Annotated in this window: 14 protein-coding genes and 2 pseudogenes; 5 read left to right on the top strand and 11 right to left on the bottom strand. The window is 59.7% G+C overall.

Annotated features, from left to right (window positions below; all coding sequences use genetic code 11):
* Positions 1-11 precede the first annotated feature (11 nt).
* The 4 genes and pseudogenes from ACRXB1_RS15410 to ACRXB1_RS15425 form a co-directional block, all read right to left on the bottom strand.
* Positions 12-131: pseudogene (locus ACRXB1_RS15410) on the bottom strand (IS5/IS1182 family transposase); the annotation flags it as partial.
* Positions 132-184: 53 nt separating this feature from the next.
* Complete coding sequence (locus ACRXB1_RS15415; RefSeq protein ID WP_061998456.1) at positions 185-1,855, bottom strand: PqiB family protein; 1,671 nt, start codon at positions 1,853-1,855, stop codon at positions 185-187.
* A complete protein-coding gene (locus ACRXB1_RS15420) occupies positions 1,848-2,543 on the bottom strand; it encodes a paraquat-inducible protein A (RefSeq protein WP_083638163.1) in 696 nt (231 codons plus the stop codon). The genes ACRXB1_RS15415 and ACRXB1_RS15420 overlap by 8 nt, the downstream gene beginning before the upstream one ends.
* Positions 2,540-3,319 (bottom strand): paraquat-inducible protein A, encoded by a 780-nt coding sequence (locus tag ACRXB1_RS15425; protein WP_075360609.1) that lies wholly within the window; start codon positions 3,317-3,319, stop codon positions 2,540-2,542. The genes ACRXB1_RS15420 and ACRXB1_RS15425 overlap by 4 nt, the downstream gene beginning before the upstream one ends.
* 430 nt (positions 3,320-3,749) lie before the next feature.
* Here ACRXB1_RS15425 and ACRXB1_RS15430 point away from each other — a divergent pair, with 430 nt between their 5' ends.
* The 4 genes from ACRXB1_RS15430 (at position 3,750) to ACRXB1_RS15445 (ending at position 7,101) form a co-directional block, all read left to right on the top strand.
* The gene (locus tag ACRXB1_RS15430) at positions 3,750-4,310 is read left to right on the top strand and encodes a cytochrome b (RefSeq protein ID WP_061998457.1); all 561 of its coding nucleotides are present in this window, start codon (positions 3,750-3,752) and stop codon (positions 4,308-4,310) included.
* 157 nt (positions 4,311-4,467) lie between these two features.
* A complete protein-coding gene (locus ACRXB1_RS15435) occupies positions 4,468-5,040 on the top strand; it encodes a YceI family protein (protein ID WP_062169142.1) in 573 nt (190 codons plus the stop codon).
* A 44-nt stretch (positions 5,041-5,084) separates the two neighbouring features.
* Entirely contained in the window at positions 5,085-5,669 is a 585-nt protein-coding gene (locus tag ACRXB1_RS15440) for a YceI family protein (protein WP_062169144.1), read from the top strand.
* A 157-nt stretch (positions 5,670-5,826) separates the two neighbouring features.
* On the top strand, positions 5,827-7,101 hold the full coding sequence (locus ACRXB1_RS15445) for an MFS transporter (RefSeq protein ID WP_449492464.1): 1,275 nt from the start codon (positions 5,827-5,829) through the stop codon (positions 7,099-7,101).
* 20 nt (positions 7,102-7,121) lie between these two features.
* On the opposite strand, the gene ACRXB1_RS15450 is transcribed toward ACRXB1_RS15445, so the two are convergent.
* The 7 genes from ACRXB1_RS15450 to queA all read right to left on the bottom strand — a co-directional run bounded on the left by ACRXB1_RS15450 (position 7,122) and on the right by queA (position 13,799).
* Positions 7,122-7,379, bottom strand: coding sequence for a BrnA antitoxin family protein (locus tag ACRXB1_RS15450; protein ID WP_062169149.1), 258 nt, complete (start codon positions 7,377-7,379; stop codon positions 7,122-7,124).
* A 28-nt stretch (positions 7,380-7,407) separates the two neighbouring features.
* A complete protein-coding gene (locus tag ACRXB1_RS15455; protein WP_449492465.1) occupies positions 7,408-7,686 on the bottom strand; it encodes a BrnT family toxin in 279 nt (92 codons plus the stop codon).
* A gap of 186 nt (positions 7,687-7,872) precedes the next feature.
* Complete coding sequence (gene secF / locus ACRXB1_RS15460; RefSeq protein ID WP_062169153.1) at positions 7,873-8,823, bottom strand: protein translocase subunit SecF; 951 nt, start codon at positions 8,821-8,823, stop codon at positions 7,873-7,875.
* 17 nt (positions 8,824-8,840) lie between these two features.
* Positions 8,841-10,910 (bottom strand): protein translocase subunit SecD, encoded by a 2,070-nt coding sequence (secD, locus tag ACRXB1_RS15465; RefSeq protein WP_449492466.1) that lies wholly within the window; start codon positions 10,908-10,910, stop codon positions 8,841-8,843.
* A gap of 120 nt (positions 10,911-11,030) precedes the next feature.
* Positions 11,031-11,354, bottom strand: coding sequence for a preprotein translocase subunit YajC (gene yajC / locus ACRXB1_RS15470; protein WP_061998465.1), 324 nt, complete (start codon positions 11,352-11,354; stop codon positions 11,031-11,033).
* 184 nt (positions 11,355-11,538) lie between these two features.
* A complete protein-coding gene (gene tgt, locus ACRXB1_RS15475) occupies positions 11,539-12,708 on the bottom strand; it encodes a tRNA guanosine(34) transglycosylase Tgt (protein WP_062169157.1) in 1,170 nt (389 codons plus the stop codon).
* 47 nt (positions 12,709-12,755) lie between these two features.
* The gene (gene queA, locus ACRXB1_RS15480; RefSeq protein WP_449492467.1) at positions 12,756-13,799 is read right to left on the bottom strand and encodes a tRNA preQ1(34) S-adenosylmethionine ribosyltransferase-isomerase QueA; all 1,044 of its coding nucleotides are present in this window, start codon (positions 13,797-13,799) and stop codon (positions 12,756-12,758) included.
* A 156-nt stretch (positions 13,800-13,955) separates the two neighbouring features.
* Between queA and ACRXB1_RS15485 the strand changes: the two are divergent.
* Positions 13,956-14,232 (top strand): annotated as a pseudogene (locus ACRXB1_RS15485) (ATP-dependent DNA helicase RecG); the annotation flags it as partial.

Here is a 14,232-nt window from a genome sequence, read left to right on the forward strand (position 1 = left end):
CTTATTGCCCCTCAGCCCGCAAGTGTGCGCATACGCGTCAAGTTGTAGCCGACCTGCGTCAGCAAAAAGAGCTGGTCTACGCGTTCAAGTCCCCGATACATGACCTGGCGAATTCGTCCAACTGTCTGGGCCACGAGGCCCACCGCCGGAACCCGGCCGGCGGCCTTGAAAAATGTGGCCAGACTCATGGCTTATCTCCTGGTTTTCCGCGCAACAGCGATTCCGGATGACGTTCCAGATAATCGGAGAGCGCATTGAGCGATTGCAGCGTCCGCGTGAGTTCCTGCAGCGCCTGATGAACGTCCGACTGCAGCGGTGAATCCTGCTGCAGCGTGCTTTGCGCTTCGGTGAAGGTGTTCTTCGCGGCGGTCAGCGTGTCACGCGCCTCGGGGGCGACCTGGGTATCGAGTTGCTTGAAGAGGCTGTTCGCGTTCTTCAGCGCACTGTTCAGGTTGTTGCCGATATCGTCGAAAGGAATCTTGTCCAGCTTCTTCGCGATATCCGCCACCTGCAGTTGCAACTCGTCGAGCGTGTTCGGCACGGTCGGCAGTTCGAGCGGATCGGCTGCGACATTCACCGTGGCTTTCGCCGCTTTCGGGAAGATATCGAGCGCCACGTAAAGCTGCCCGGTCAACAGGTTGCCGGTGCGCAATTGTCCCCGCAGGCCGTTTGTGACGAGCTTCTGCAGCAATTCCTGACCGGCGACGGTGTTCTGGCGCGGAACCGAATCGCGGAAACGCTTGCCGAGCCTGTCCGGGTAGATGTTCATGGTCACCGGCATCTGGAAGGCGCGCGACTTCGGATCGTATTCAATCGCGATGCCCGTCACGCTGCCAAGCAGAATGCCGCGGAAATCAATCGGCGCGCCGACCGACAGCCCGCGCAGCGACTGGTTGAAATTCATGACAACGCGTATTGGCTGGCCGTCCGGATCGCGCATGGCGTCCGATTCGTCGGAGCCGAGGCGGAACGTCATGTTGTCCGGCGCCTGCTTGCCGGGTTCCTGGTTAGGCGGCGTCTGGAACGCAATGCCGCCTAGCACCACGGTCGCAAGCGATTGCGTGTTGAGCTTGAAGCCGCTGGAATCGAGCCGCAGATCCACGCCGCTTGCATGCCACCAGCGCGAGTTCGTGCCCACGTACTGGTCGTAAGGCGCGTTCACGAAGACCTGCATGGTGACGCCGGTGCCGTCCTTGTCGAGCGAAAAACCCGCGACCTGACCCACCTGCACGCGACGGTAATAGATCGGCGATCCAATATCGATGGAACCCAGCGAATCACCGCGCAACGTGAACTGGCGGCCCTTCTGGTCGCCGGTCACGGCGGGCGGCGATTCGAGCCCCACGAAGTGGGTCTCGTCCTCTTTCGACTTGCCTGCATCCACGCCGATGTAGGCGCCCGACAGCAACGTGCCGAGACCGGTCACGCCGCTTGCCGCCACGCGCGGACGCACCACCCAGAAGCGCGTGTCCTTCACGGCGAAATCTTCGGCGACCTTGGTCAGCTGGACATCGACGAGAACCCGCGAATGATCCTTCGACAACGTGATGTTCTTCACCGTGCCGACATCCACATCCTTGTATTTCAGCTTCGTCTTGCCGTTTTCGAGCCCTTCGGCGCTCACGAAACTGATGGTGATCGTGGGACCGCGTCCTGCGACCGACTTCACGACCAGCACAATGCCGATCAGCGCCGCGATCAGCGGAATCACCCATACGAGCGACGGAACCCAGCGGCTGCGCGGCTCGATCACGGGATCAGGAAGGTTCGGCGGTAATCCACCGCCGCCAGCATTGCGGGAAGGCTCGTTGGGGCCCTTGGCCGTATCGTTTGAGGGGCCTTGCGGGCTAGTCATATTTCTTTCCTGAAGGTTCGATGTGATCCCACATCAGCCGCGGGTCGAATTGCATGGAGGCAAGCATGGTCAGCACCACGACGCAGCCGAATGCCAGCGCGCCCGGCCCTGGTGTGATCACGGCCAGCGACCCGAAGCGCACGAGCGCGACGGTGAGGGTGACGACAAAGACGTCGAGCATTGACCACCGGCCGATTTTTTCGACGATCCGATACAGCGTCGTACGTTGCCGCGGACGCCATTTGGACGCTGTTTGAGTCGCCCAGGTGAGGTAGGCGAGGGTGCCGAGCTTCAACATCGGCACGAGGATACTGGCGATAAAAATAATCGCCGACAGTGGATAGTCGCCGTCGTTCCAGAACATGGCGACGCCGCTCATGATGGTGTCGTCTTCTGAACCGACAATCGACGATGTATGCAGCACGGGGTACAAATTGGCCGGAATGTAGAGGATCGCGGCGGACAGCAACAGCGCCCACGTGCGCGCGACGGAGTCCGGATTACGCCTGTGGAGCTTCGCGCCGCAACGCGTGCAGCGCTGCGTATCGATCGTGATCGCGCGTTTTTGCACGAGGTTGCAGGCGTGGCAACCGATCAGCCCGGCGCGCGAGGCCGTGGTGTAGAACGGAGCGGCATCGGCGGCACTGGCGGTTTCTTTTGCTTCAGCAGGTTCGGGTGTATCGGTCATGGCTTCAGCGGTGGAGACGCGGCGTTGGCTGGAGATGCATCAGCCGGCGCGCTGGACGGCGAAAGCGGCCGCAGCAGGTCAAGCGGGGATTCGGCCTGGAGATCGGTTTGCCGGTCAGCACCCATGCCGGACTGAAGGCCGCCGAACGGGGTGTATCGTAGAGGCCCGCGCTTCGCCAGGCGCCCGGCGATTTCCCAGAGCGCGCGTGGATCGAAGGTCAGGATCACTGCGAACAGCAGCGTCAGCGCGCCGAACGCAAACAGGGCGGCCTCGGGGATCACGCGCGCGATGCTCACCATTTTCACCAGCGTAACCAGCACGCCGAGCATGAATACTTCGATCATTCCCCACGGCCGGACAAACTGGATTGCGCGCAGCACCTGGCTGAAACCGGCCGGGACGAACCCGGCGCGCAACGCGACCATCAAGTACAGCATGGCGACGAGCTCAGTGAGCGGAAAGAGGATCGTCGCGCAGAAAACCATCACCGCGATCACTTCCATGTTCTCGCCCCACAACGCGACGATCGCGCCGATCAGCGTGGTCTGCGAGGTGATCCCGTTCGTTTCCAGCTCCACAATGGGAAACGCCTGCGCAATCAGGAACGTGATTAGCGCGGCGAGCGTGATGGCGCAAAGCTTGTCGAGATTCGACGCCACGCTCGGATAAAGCGTGGCGCCGCATCGCGTGCATTTCGCTGAAGTGCGCACGGGCAGCGCACGCTTGTGAAAAAGCGTGTCGCATTCGTGGCAGGCAATCAGATCGTCTTCTTCCATGAGTGGAGTACTGGCTCTTGCGGGGGTGTTATTCAGTGTCTTGTCGCGTCCTGGTTCCGGGGCAGCCGCTTAAAAGAGCAAGGGCCGGGCCAGCGCGCATGGTAACAAACAGCGGCTACCCGGCGTCACAACGTGTCGGGGCCGGCGAAACCGTCAGGTCCGTCATGCGCCGAGACGTTCAAGGCGTTTATTCGATGATTTGATTCCCAATCCTCTCACGGATCAACTCGGCAGGATGACATCAGCGTCATTCTCGCGCCAGCACAATGCCAGAAAGGGATCGGCAACTATTTCTCTACTGAAAGCTGTTTTTTACTTGTTCGGGTAGGATGGCGGCCTTGAGACCTGCTTCACGGTTTGACGCCCTTTCTTAGGCGACAAACCCAAAATGCTGCAGGTCAATTCCGCACTTCTTTCTGGTGGACACCGTATGGAACGCAGCCCGAATTTCGCCAGCTCCGAAAGCTATAGCCGCACCGCAATCGGCCTTCATTGGCTGATCGCGCTCTTGATCATCTGCGGTTTTTATCTTGGCTGGATCATGACCGATATCCCCGGATTCACGCCAACCAAGCTCAAGTACTTCTCATGGCATAAGTGGATTGGCGTAACCGTGTTCGCGCTCGCGGTGATCCGTGTGCTCTGGCGCAGCACGCACAAGGCGCCGTCCATGCCCCGGCGCATGCCGGGATGGCAAAAAGGCGTCGCGCATCTCACGCATTTCCTGCTTTATGTATTGATGCTGATCATTCCGATTTCGGGTTATCTGTACAGCTCCGCTGCGGGCATTCAGGTGGTTTATCTCGGCGTGTTGCCGCTGCCGACGATCATCGGGCCGGACAATGTGCTGAAGGGCACGCTGAAGATGGTCCACATCTATCTGAACTACACACTGCTGGTCCTCGTCGCCATGCATGTGCTCGCAGCGTTGAAGCACCATTTCATCGATCGGGACGGACTGCTCGCCCGCATGATTCCGTTCCTGCGGTGATCATCGCTCGTATGTTTTTTGCGACGTATTCCCCGGAATTTCGAGTTTATTGATTCTTGTTTGTTGATAGCCCGTTTCCCAGAGGCGGGTTGCGCTGATTCGCATTTGATTCTCAAATAGCGACTCGTCCCAATATCCGGTTCGCTTCAGGAAATACATGAAACACGTGAAATTCTCCCGTTGGTTGGTTGCCGGCGTTTCCGCCGCATCGCTGGTCGCGGCAGTTTCCGCGTTCGCCCAGGCCCAGGTCGACACCGCCAAAAGCACCGTGACGGCGACGTCCAGGCAGATGAACGTGCCTGTCGATGGCAAGTTCAAGAAGTTCACCGCAACCCTCGACTTCGATCCCGCCAAGCCGGCTGCCGGCAACGCGAGCATCAACATCGATACCGCCAGCTACGATCTCGGCGACGACAGCTACAACAAGCAGGCGCAAGACAAGGACTGGTTCGACGTCGCGCATTTCCCTAACGCGACCTTCGCGTCAACGTCCATCGCGCCGGCCGGCGGCAACAAATTCAACGTGGCCGGCAAGCTGACCATCAAAGGCAAATCCCAGAACGTCACGGTGCCGGTCACTGTCACGCAGCAGGGTGCCACGCAGACCTTCGATGGCGCGCTGCCCATCAAACGCACGCAGTTCGATGTCGGTTCGGGCGAGTGGAAAGACACGTCGGTCGTCGCCGATGAAGTCGTCATCAAGTTCCATCTCGTCGCGGTCAAGAAATAACGGTCAAGAAATAATCCAGTTTCAAACCTCATCCAGGAAAACACATGAAAAAGAACCTTTTGATCGCGGCAGCAGGCGCGTTGTTCGTGGCGGCATCGTTTAACGCAATGGCCGCTGAAGTCACGTACCAACTCGATCCGAACCACACGTACCCGAGCTTTGAGACCGATCACTTCGGCGGCATCTCGGTGTGGCGTGGCAAGTTCGACAAGAGCAGCGGCACGGTGACGATCGATCGCGAAGCGAAGAAGGGCACGCTGGAAGCGACCATCGACATGACGTCGATCAACATCGGCAATGAGAAGCTCGACGGTGAACTGAAGAGCGCGCAGTTCTTCGATACCGAAAAATTCCCGACGGCAACCTACAAGGGCACGTCGATGAAGTTCAAGGGCGACGTGCCAGTCGAAGTGATCGGCGAGCTGACGCTGCACGGCGTGACGAAGCCGGTGAACCTGAAGATCGAATCTTTCAAGTGCTTCACGAACCCGATGATGAAGAAGGAAGTGTGCGGCACGGAATCGACGGGCACGTTCGATCGCGCTGACTTCGGTGTGGACTACGGCAAGGCATACGGCTTCAAGATGAAGACGACGCTGCATATCCAGGCTGAAGGCGTGCGCCAGTAAGCATCGATTGCAGGTTTGAAGAACCGTTCCGGCTCACGTCGGAACGGTTTTTTTTCGCCTACAGGTTTTGCGAGCATTTCGGTCCGGATTTCGGTGTGGCACAGTCGGCAGCGTTTACACATGTGTTACATCAATATAAAAATTCCTGGAGAAATGCATGAGCAGTACGTCTGCAACAGTACCGGTTGTCCGTCCGGCCGCGTGGCGTGCCGTGGTGGCGGCGTCCATAGGCAACGCGCTCGAATGGTTCGACCTCGTGGTCTACGGGTTTTTTGCGGTCGTCATCTCGAAGCTGTTCTTTCCGTCGGGCAACGATTCCATCTCGATCCTGCTGACGCTCGGCACATTCGGCGTGTCGTTTTTCATGCGGCCGCTGGGTGCGATCGTGCTCGGCGCCTACGCCGACAAAGCCGGCCGCAAAGCCGCGCTCACCCTATCCATACTGTTGATGATGGTGGGCACGCTGATCATCGCCGTGTTGCCGACGTATTCGTCCATCGGGATTGCCGCGCCGTTGATCCTGGTCCTCGCACGCTTGATGCAGGGCTTTTCGGCCGGCGGCGAGTTCGGCAGCGCGACTGCATTTCTCGCCGAACACGTGCCGGGGCGGCGCGGCTTTTTCGCGAGCTGGCAGGTTGCAAGCCAGGGGTTGACGACGCTGCTAGCTGCCATTTTCGGCGTGGTACTGACCGGGAATCTATCGCCGGAACAGATGAATTCGTGGGGCTGGCGCATGCCGTTTTTCTTCGGCTTGCTGATCGGGCCGGTGGCGTACTACATCCGCACACGGCTCGATGAAACGCCTGAATTCCTTTCCGCCGTCACGACCGCGACGCCCTTGCGGGACACGTTTGCATCGAACAAGGAGCGCTTGCTGATTGCCATTGGCACGGTGGTGCTGGGAACGGTGGCGACCTATCTCGTGTTGTTCATGCCGACCTACGCGATTCGCCAGTTGGGCCTTGCGCCCTCGGTTGCATTCACGGCGATCCTGCTGACGGGCGCGATCCAGATGGTACTGTCGCCGCTGGTAGGCCATCTCTCCGATACCCACGGCCGCACCCGCATCATGCTGATCTCGGCCGTGCTGTTGCTCGTGTTGATCTATCCGCTCTTCTCGTGGCTCGTCGCGCATCCGGCGTTCGGCAACCTGCTGGTCGTGCAAGCGGTGCTCGGCGTCCTGATGACCGGGTACTTCGCCGCGCTGCCGGGATTACTCTCGGAGATGTTTCCGGTTGCCACGCGCACGACCGGGATGTCGCTGGCTTATAACATCGCGGTGACAGTATTCGGCGGGTTCGGGCCGTTCATCATCACGTGGCTGATTGCATCGACGGGATCAAAGGCCGCGCCCAGCTTCTACATGATTTTCGCGGCCGTGATCAGCCTTGTAGCGTTGATGGCGGCGCGCAAGAGGCTGGGGTTCAAGTGACAAGTCGCGGGGCCGCACGCTTATGAGTGGCGCTTTTGCTGCGCCTGCATGTAGGCGCGCAAAAGCTTGTTGATGCGCGTCTGGTAACCCTCGCCTTGTTCCTTGAACCAGGCCAGCACGTCGGCGTCTAGACGCATGGTGACCGCCTGCTTGGGCGGTCTTTGCAGCTCGGCGTTCAGGAAGAACTCGTCGCCGAGCTCGGGCATCTCGCTTGTGTCGATACTGGAATCCGGCATGGCTTCCAGGCGCTTCCAGTCGGTCTTCGTGGTTTTGCTCATGATTGTGTTCCTGCTTTTAATGCCGCGATCATTTAGAAATAGCGTCACCGTAGCGTTTTATCTCGGGTCGCGTTGCCTTGCGCGCTGAAATAATCCGCACGGTGTCGCCGTCGCGCTCTACATAAACGACCAGCGCCACGATCAGTTTCATCCATCCCAGTGCAATCCAGCGATCTTCGCCGAAATCTTCACGGCGATCCGCAGCGGTCAGAACCGGATGCTTGAAGATCTCGATAGCATCGTTGAAGTCGACGCCGTGTTTGCGGACATTGCTCCGATTCTTTGTTTCGTCCCACTCGAATCGCATAGCGCTTCCTGTATTTACGATTGTACATACATTGAGCTGGTTTAGGAACTACGCGGGCTTGCCACCCATAGCTGTCTGCGCCAGTTCCACCAAATATTACAAATGGCCGCCTAAAAGCGAAAAAGGCCGATTCTTTCGAATCGGCCTTTCGCACTTCAGATACGTCGAGTCTTTAGTCCTGCGCCTTCAAACCTCTGCGCCTGCGTTCGGATCGGTCGGATCGAATTTCGGCTTCTTGTCCTTCACCAGGTCTTCGCGCTTCACGCCAAGCCACATGGCCAGCGCGGCGGCAACGAACACCGACGAATAGATCCCGAACAAGATACCCACCGTCAACGCCAGCGCAAAATAGTGCAGGGTCGCGCCGCCGAAGAAGAACATGGACAGCACCATCATTTCGGTACAGCCATGGGTGATGATGGTTCGCGACATGGTGCTCGTGATTGCGTGGTTGATCACCTCGATCACCGTCATCTTGCGCTGCTTGCGGAAGGTCTCGCGAATCCGGTCGAAGATGACCACCGACTCGTTCACCGAGTAACCCAGCACCGCGAGAATCGCTGCGAGCACCGACAGCGAAAACTCCCACTGGAAGAACGCGAAGAAACCGAGAATGATCACCACGTCGTGCAAGTTGGCGATCACGCCGGCCACTGCGTATTTCCATTCAAACCGGAACGACAGGTAAATCACAATGCCGATCACCACGCATGCCAGCGCAAGCAGGCCGTTGGTCACGAGCTCTTTACCGACCTGCGGACCGACGAACTCCACGCGCTGCAACTGCACCTGCGCGTCCTGGTTCTTCAGCGCGCTCATCACCTGATCGCTCTGCTGCGCCGACGTCAAGCCCTGCTTCAACGGCAAGCGAATCAACACGTCACGCGATGTGCCGAAGTTCTGCACCTGGGCATCGGGATAACCGAGCGCGCCCAGCGTGCTGCGTACCGGTTCGAGGGGCACGGCTTGCGGGTATTGCACTTCCACCACGGTGCCGCCGGTGAATTCCACCGACAGATGCAACCCGCGATGCAACAGGAAAAATACGGCGGCAAGAAACGTGATGAGCGAGATCGCGTTGAACAGCAACGCTCGCTGCATCAACGGCAAGTCGCGGCGAATACGAAAGAATTCCATGATTTATTCTCCGGGACTCAGTTGGACGAGCCGGGTTTTTTCGGTTCGACACCCGGACCCGAGCGGCGGCGAACAACCGGCTTGCCGTTGCGAAGCGCGGGCGCAGCCTGCTTTTGCGGACGTGCGGGAACCGGCGCCTTGACACGGGCGGCCGGCTGGATGATTTCGTCGACAGGGGAATCGTCGCCGCGCTGATTCGCGAGGTACGCCGCTGTTGCAGCCGCCGTATCGCCGCCTTCCGGACGCCATACCTGTCCAATCGCGAGCGATTGCAGCTTCTTCTTGCCGCCGTACCAAAGGTTCACCAGACCGCGCGAGAAGAACACCGCCGAGAACATGGACGTCAGGATGCCGATACAGTGCACGACCGCAAAGCCGCGAACCGGGCCCGAACCAAACGCGAGCAGCGCCAGGCCGGCAATCAACGTGGTCACGTTCGAGTCGAGAATCGTCGCCCATGCGTGCGAGAAGCCGTTCTGGATCGCGAGCTGCGGCGGCGCGCCGTTACGCAGTTCCTCGCGGATCCGTTCGTTGATCAGCACGTTTGCATCGATTGCCATACCGAGTGCCAGCGCAATAGCCGCGATACCCGGCAGTGTCAGCGTGGCTTGCAGCATGGAGAGAATCGCGACCAGCAGCAGCAGGTTCACCGACAGCGACAGCATGGAGATCAGGCCGAACAGCATGTAGTACGCGATCATGAAGACAGCGATGGCGGCGAAACCGTACTGCACGGAATCGAAGCCCTTCTTGATGTTGTCGGCGCCCAGGCTCGGGCCGATCGTGCGTTCTTCGATGATGTCCATTGGCGCCGCGAGCGAACCTGCGCGCAGCAACAGTGCGAGATCGGTTGCGGCTTGCGGCGAGGGCTGGCCAGTGATCTGGAAGCGGTCGCCGAGTTCCGACTGGATGGTCGCGACCGTCAGCACTTCGCCCTTGCCCTTTTCGAACAGGATCATGGCCATCGGCTTGCCGATGTTGTCACGCGACACGCTGCTCACCGAACGCCCGCCGGCGGCGTCGAGGCGAATGTTCACGGACGGACGCTGATGTTCGTCGAATCCCGCCGACGCGTCGATGATCCGGTCACCCGAGAAGATCACCTGCTTGCGTACGAGAACAGGGCCTGCGTTGCCTTGCGGGAAGAGTTCGTCGCCCGGCGGAACCGGGTCGTTCGGACCGGGATGCGTATTGGTCGGATCGGCGAGACGCGCTTCAAGCGTGGCTGTCCGTCCGATGATGTCCTTCGCCTTCGCCGTGTCCTGCACGCCCGGCAATTCGACCACGATGCGGTCGGCACCTTGCTGCTGGATCACCGGCTCGGCCACGCCAAGTTCGTTCACGCGGTTATGCAGCGTGATGATGTTCTGCTTGAGCGCGGCGTCTTCAACCGTCTTTTGCGCAGCCGGCGTGAACGTGCCGACCACCTGGTAACCGTCGCTGCCTTGACGCGTCGCCCATTGCAACTCGTTCAGGCTGGTCGAAAGCACGGTGCGCGCGGAATCGGCTGCGGCCTGGTCGGAGAAATTCACCACCACGGCCTGGTTCACGCGATTCACGCCGCCATCGCGGATGTTCTTGTCGCGCAAGAGGGCGCGTGCGTCGGTGGCGTTCGAATCCAGCTTCTTGTTCAGCGCGCCTGCCATGTCCACTTGCAACAGGAAGTGAACGCCGCCGCGCAAGTCGAGGCCGAGATACATCGGCAATGCATGCAACGCGGTGAGCCAGCGCGGCGAAGCTGCCTGCAGGTTCAACGCGACGACATATTGCGGATCGGTCGGATCGCTGTTGAGCGTTTTCTGCAACAGATCCTTCACGCGCAATTGCGTGTCCGTGTCTTTCAGGCGCACGCGGATGTTTGCATTGGCCGACGAGTTGTCGAACGTGACTTCGTCAGGCGTGATCTTGCTCGCCGACAGCGCGCTCTCGACATTGGCAAGCGTTGACGAATCAAGCTTGACCGTTACTTTGCCGCTCGATACCTGCACCGCCGGCGCTTCGCCGAAAAAATTGGGCAGTGTATAGACGAGGCCGATGACGAGCGCCACCAGCATCACGGCATATTTCCAAAGTGGGTAGCGATTCATGGGGATGGCCGAACAGGAGAGTTGGCGAGGACGGGATAAGCGATGCGTCCGGCAATGAGCGGGCTGCCGGTTTCAAGACCGAGAGCGCGCGGGCCGCGCCGGACGCGAGACAAGTTGGCCTTACAGCGACTTGATCGTGCCTTTCGGGAGGATGGTCGTGACAGACGCCTTCTGGATGGTGATTTCCGTGCCTTCCGCGATCTCAACGCCTACATACGCGTCCGTCACCTTCGTCACCTTGCCGACAATACCGCCGTTCGTTACGACTTCGTCACCCTTCGCCATCGCGCCCAGCATGTTGCGATGTTCCTTCTGACGCTTCATTTGCGGGCGAATCATGATGAAGTACAACACAGCGAACATCAAGATCAGAGGCAGAAAACTCATGATGCTCGATTGCGCACCGTCGGCGCCTTGTCCGAAGGCTCTTGAAATAAAATCCACGTCGGTCTCTCCGTTATAACGATCAGAAAATTAGCCCGCTATTCTAACACCGGGCTTCGCCGCACAAGCGCGGAATGCGCTTTGTGATCAAGCTGTTAAAGGGCGGCGTAAAGCAATTGTAATGTTTATTGCGTGCGCCGAAGATCGAATGACTGAACGTTGGCCACCCGGTCGACATTTTTTGTCAGTCGATTCCGCGTGCGCGGTTCTCGTGAAACACCTTCACGAACGCACCGAACATATGGTTTTCGATCGAATCGCGGATTTCCTGCATCAGTTGCAAGTAGTAATGCAGGTTGTGGATCGTGTTCAGTTGCGAGCCGAGGATCTCCCCCACACGATGCAAATGGTGCAGATAGCCGCGCGTGAAATTGCGGCACGTGTAGCAGCCGCAGCTTTCATCGAGTGGCTTGAGTGAATTCTTGTGCGCGGCGTTGCGGATCTTCACGTCGCCAAAACGCGTGAACAGCCAGCCGTTGCGCGCATTGCGGGTCGGCATCACGCAGTCGAACATGTCCACGCCGGAGGCCACGCCCGCGACCAGGTCTTCCGGCGTGCCCACGCCCATCAGGTAATGCGGTTTGTCGGCGGGAAGCTTCGGGCCGATATGTTCCAGCACCCGCATCATGTCTTCTTTGGGCTCGCCCACCGACAAGCCGCCGATCGCAAAGCCGTGGAACCCGATGTCCGCCAGTCCGGCCAGCGATTCGTCGCGCAAGTCTTCGAACATGCCGCCCTGCACGATCCCGAACAGCGCGTTCGGGTTGCCGCCCTTGGCGAATTCATCGACGGAACGCTTTGCCCAGCGCATCGACATGCGCATGGAGTCAGCCGCGTCCTTGTGCGGCGTGGGTACGCCGTTGGTGGCGTAAGGGGTGCATTCATCGAACTGCATCACGATGTCCGAATTCAGCACTTTCTGAATCTGCATCGAGATTTCCGGCGATAAAAACAGCTTGTCGCCGTTGATGGGTGATGCGAACGTGACACCATCTTCAGTGATCTTGCGCAGATCGCCGAGGGAGAAGACCTGGAAGCCGCCGGAATCCGTAAGGATCGGCCGGTTCCAGTTCATGAACCTGTGCAATCCGCCATGCGCCGCGATGGTTTCGAGCCCTGGGCGCAGCCACAGGTGAAACGTGTTGCCGAGGATGATCTGCGCGTGCATTTCCTCGAGTTCGCGCGGCGCGACGGCTTTCACCGTGCCGTATGTGCCGACAGGCATGAAGATCGGCGTTTCGACCACGCCGTGGTTCAACGTGACGCGGCCACGGCGGGCCTGGCCGTCAGTGGTGATCAGGTCGAACTTCAGGCCGTTTTCAGGGCGGGACGTGGCGTTGGTTACTTCGTTCATGCAAAGCTCCTGTGCAACCAGAGAACAGTCCGGCGCAGATTGGTAATTTATTGTCGCGTCAGCAACATCGCGTCGCCGTAACTGAAAAACCGGTACCGCTGTTCGATCGCGTGCGCATATGCGGCGCGGATCGGGTCCATGCCGGCGAACGCGGAGACGAGCATCATCAGCGTCGATTTCGGCAAATGGAAGTTCGTGACGAGCCGGTCAACTACGCGAAACTGATAACCCGGCGTGATAAAAATATCGGTCTCGGCGCTGGTTTCGGCGAGCGGCCGGCCGGCCTGGTCGGCGTCGCGGGCGGCGGCTTCGAGGGCGCGCATCGACGTGGTTCCAACTGCGATCACGCTATTTCCACGCGCTTTCGTGGCCGCGATCTTGTCGGCGAGCGCCTGCGGCAGCCTGTACCACTCGCTGTGCATCTTGTGGTCCGCGAGGTTTTCCACGCGCACCGGCTGGAACGTGCCCGCGCCGACGTGCAGCGTCAACGTCGCGCGTTCCATGCCGCGGGCATCGAGGGCTTCGAGCAGGTTTGCATCGAAATGCAGGCCCGCCGTGGGCGCTGCGACCGCACCGGGATTGGCCGCATAGACCGTCTGGTAGCGGGTTTCGTCGTAGGCATCGGGATCGTGTTCGATGTACGGCGGCAACGGCAAACGCCCATATTGCTCGATGAGCGTCAGGCAATCCGCCGGGAAATGCAGCGTGTAGAACGGTTCCACGCGCTCGCCGACGGTGACTTCGAACGCATCGGCGAGGACGATCTTCGTGCCCGGTTGCGGACTTTTGCTCGCCCGGATCTGCGCAAGCGCGGTCGTTGCCCCCGTCAGACGCTCGACGAGCACCTCGATGCGCCCGCCGCTGGCCTTCTGGCCGAGGAACCGCGCCTTCAGGACTTTGGTATCGTTGAATACCAGCAGGTCGCCGGGTTCCAGCAGACCGGGGAGTTCCGTGAACTGGCGGTCAGTGAAAGCGGGCGAAGCCGCGCTGTTGTCCACCTCGAGCAGACGGCTCGCGCTGCGCTCGGTGAGCGCCGTTTGCGCGATCAGCTCGGGCGGCAGATTAAAATCGAAGTCGGAAAGCGTGAACATTGGGAAAGCGTATCTGTGCGCGATGGTCCGCGCGGTATTTTGCAAAAATGCGTGCAAGGCGGCGCGCGACGGCACTGTGGTGATGAATGCCCGGCGGCCGCGAAACGAGGCTTCGCCGTGCCGAACGAAGCCGATATTGTACTTTGAAGAGATTAGATGCCCTTGTCCGACCGCCGTTCGCTCGTCGATCCCGATGCCGAAATTGCTCCTGAAGCAGCGGGCGACGCGGACGCGCCCATACAAAAGCCCAAGCGCGCACGCGCGAGAAAACTCGCCGATCTTGAAATCGCGGACAAGGTCCAGCCGCTCAAACCCGCCGCGCCGCCGCCCAAACCCGTCGACAAACTCGCGAAGCTCGGCTTGAAATCGGATATCGATCTGGTGCTGCATCTGCCGATGCGCTATGAAGACGAAACGACCATCACGCCGATCG

This window comes from Caballeronia sp. M23-90 (assembly GCF_053574605.1).

Bases quoted from the DNA above. Each gene is read 5' to 3' on its own strand.
- ACRXB1_RS15430 (WP_061998457.1), top strand. From the start codon at position 3,750: ATGGAACGCAGCCCGAATTTCGCCAGCTCCGAAAGCTATAGCCGCACC.
- ACRXB1_RS15455 (WP_449492465.1), bottom strand. From the start codon at position 7,686: ATGCGATTCGAGTGGGACGAAACAAAGAATCGGAGCAATGTCCGCAAA.
- ACRXB1_RS15440 (WP_062169144.1), top strand. From the start codon at position 5,085: ATGAAAAAGAACCTTTTGATCGCGGCAGCAGGCGCGTTGTTCGTGGCG.
- ACRXB1_RS15425 (WP_075360609.1), bottom strand. From the start codon at position 3,319: ATGGAAGAAGACGATCTGATTGCCTGCCACGAATGCGACACGCTTTTT.
- tgt (WP_062169157.1), bottom strand. From the start codon at position 12,708: ATGAACGAAGTAACCAACGCCACGTCCCGCCCTGAAAACGGCCTGAAG.
- ACRXB1_RS15450 (WP_062169149.1), bottom strand. From the start codon at position 7,379: ATGAGCAAAACCACGAAGACCGACTGGAAGCGCCTGGAAGCCATGCCG.
- queA (WP_449492467.1), bottom strand. From the start codon at position 13,799: ATGTTCACGCTTTCCGACTTCGATTTTAATCTGCCGCCCGAGCTGATC.
- ACRXB1_RS15420 (WP_083638163.1), bottom strand. From the start codon at position 2,543: ATGACCGATACACCCGAACCTGCTGAAGCAAAAGAAACCGCCAGTGCC.
- secF (WP_062169153.1), bottom strand. From the start codon at position 8,823: ATGGAATTCTTTCGTATTCGCCGCGACTTGCCGTTGATGCAGCGAGCG.
- ACRXB1_RS15445 (WP_449492464.1), top strand. From the start codon at position 5,827: ATGAGCAGTACGTCTGCAACAGTACCGGTTGTCCGTCCGGCCGCGTGG.
- secD (WP_449492466.1), bottom strand. From the start codon at position 10,910: ATGAATCGCTACCCACTTTGGAAATATGCCGTGATGCTGGTGGCGCTC.
- ACRXB1_RS15415 (WP_061998456.1), bottom strand. From the start codon at position 1,855: ATGACTAGCCCGCAAGGCCCCTCAAACGATACGGCCAAGGGCCCCAAC.
- ACRXB1_RS15435 (WP_062169142.1), top strand. From the start codon at position 4,468: ATGAAACACGTGAAATTCTCCCGTTGGTTGGTTGCCGGCGTTTCCGCC.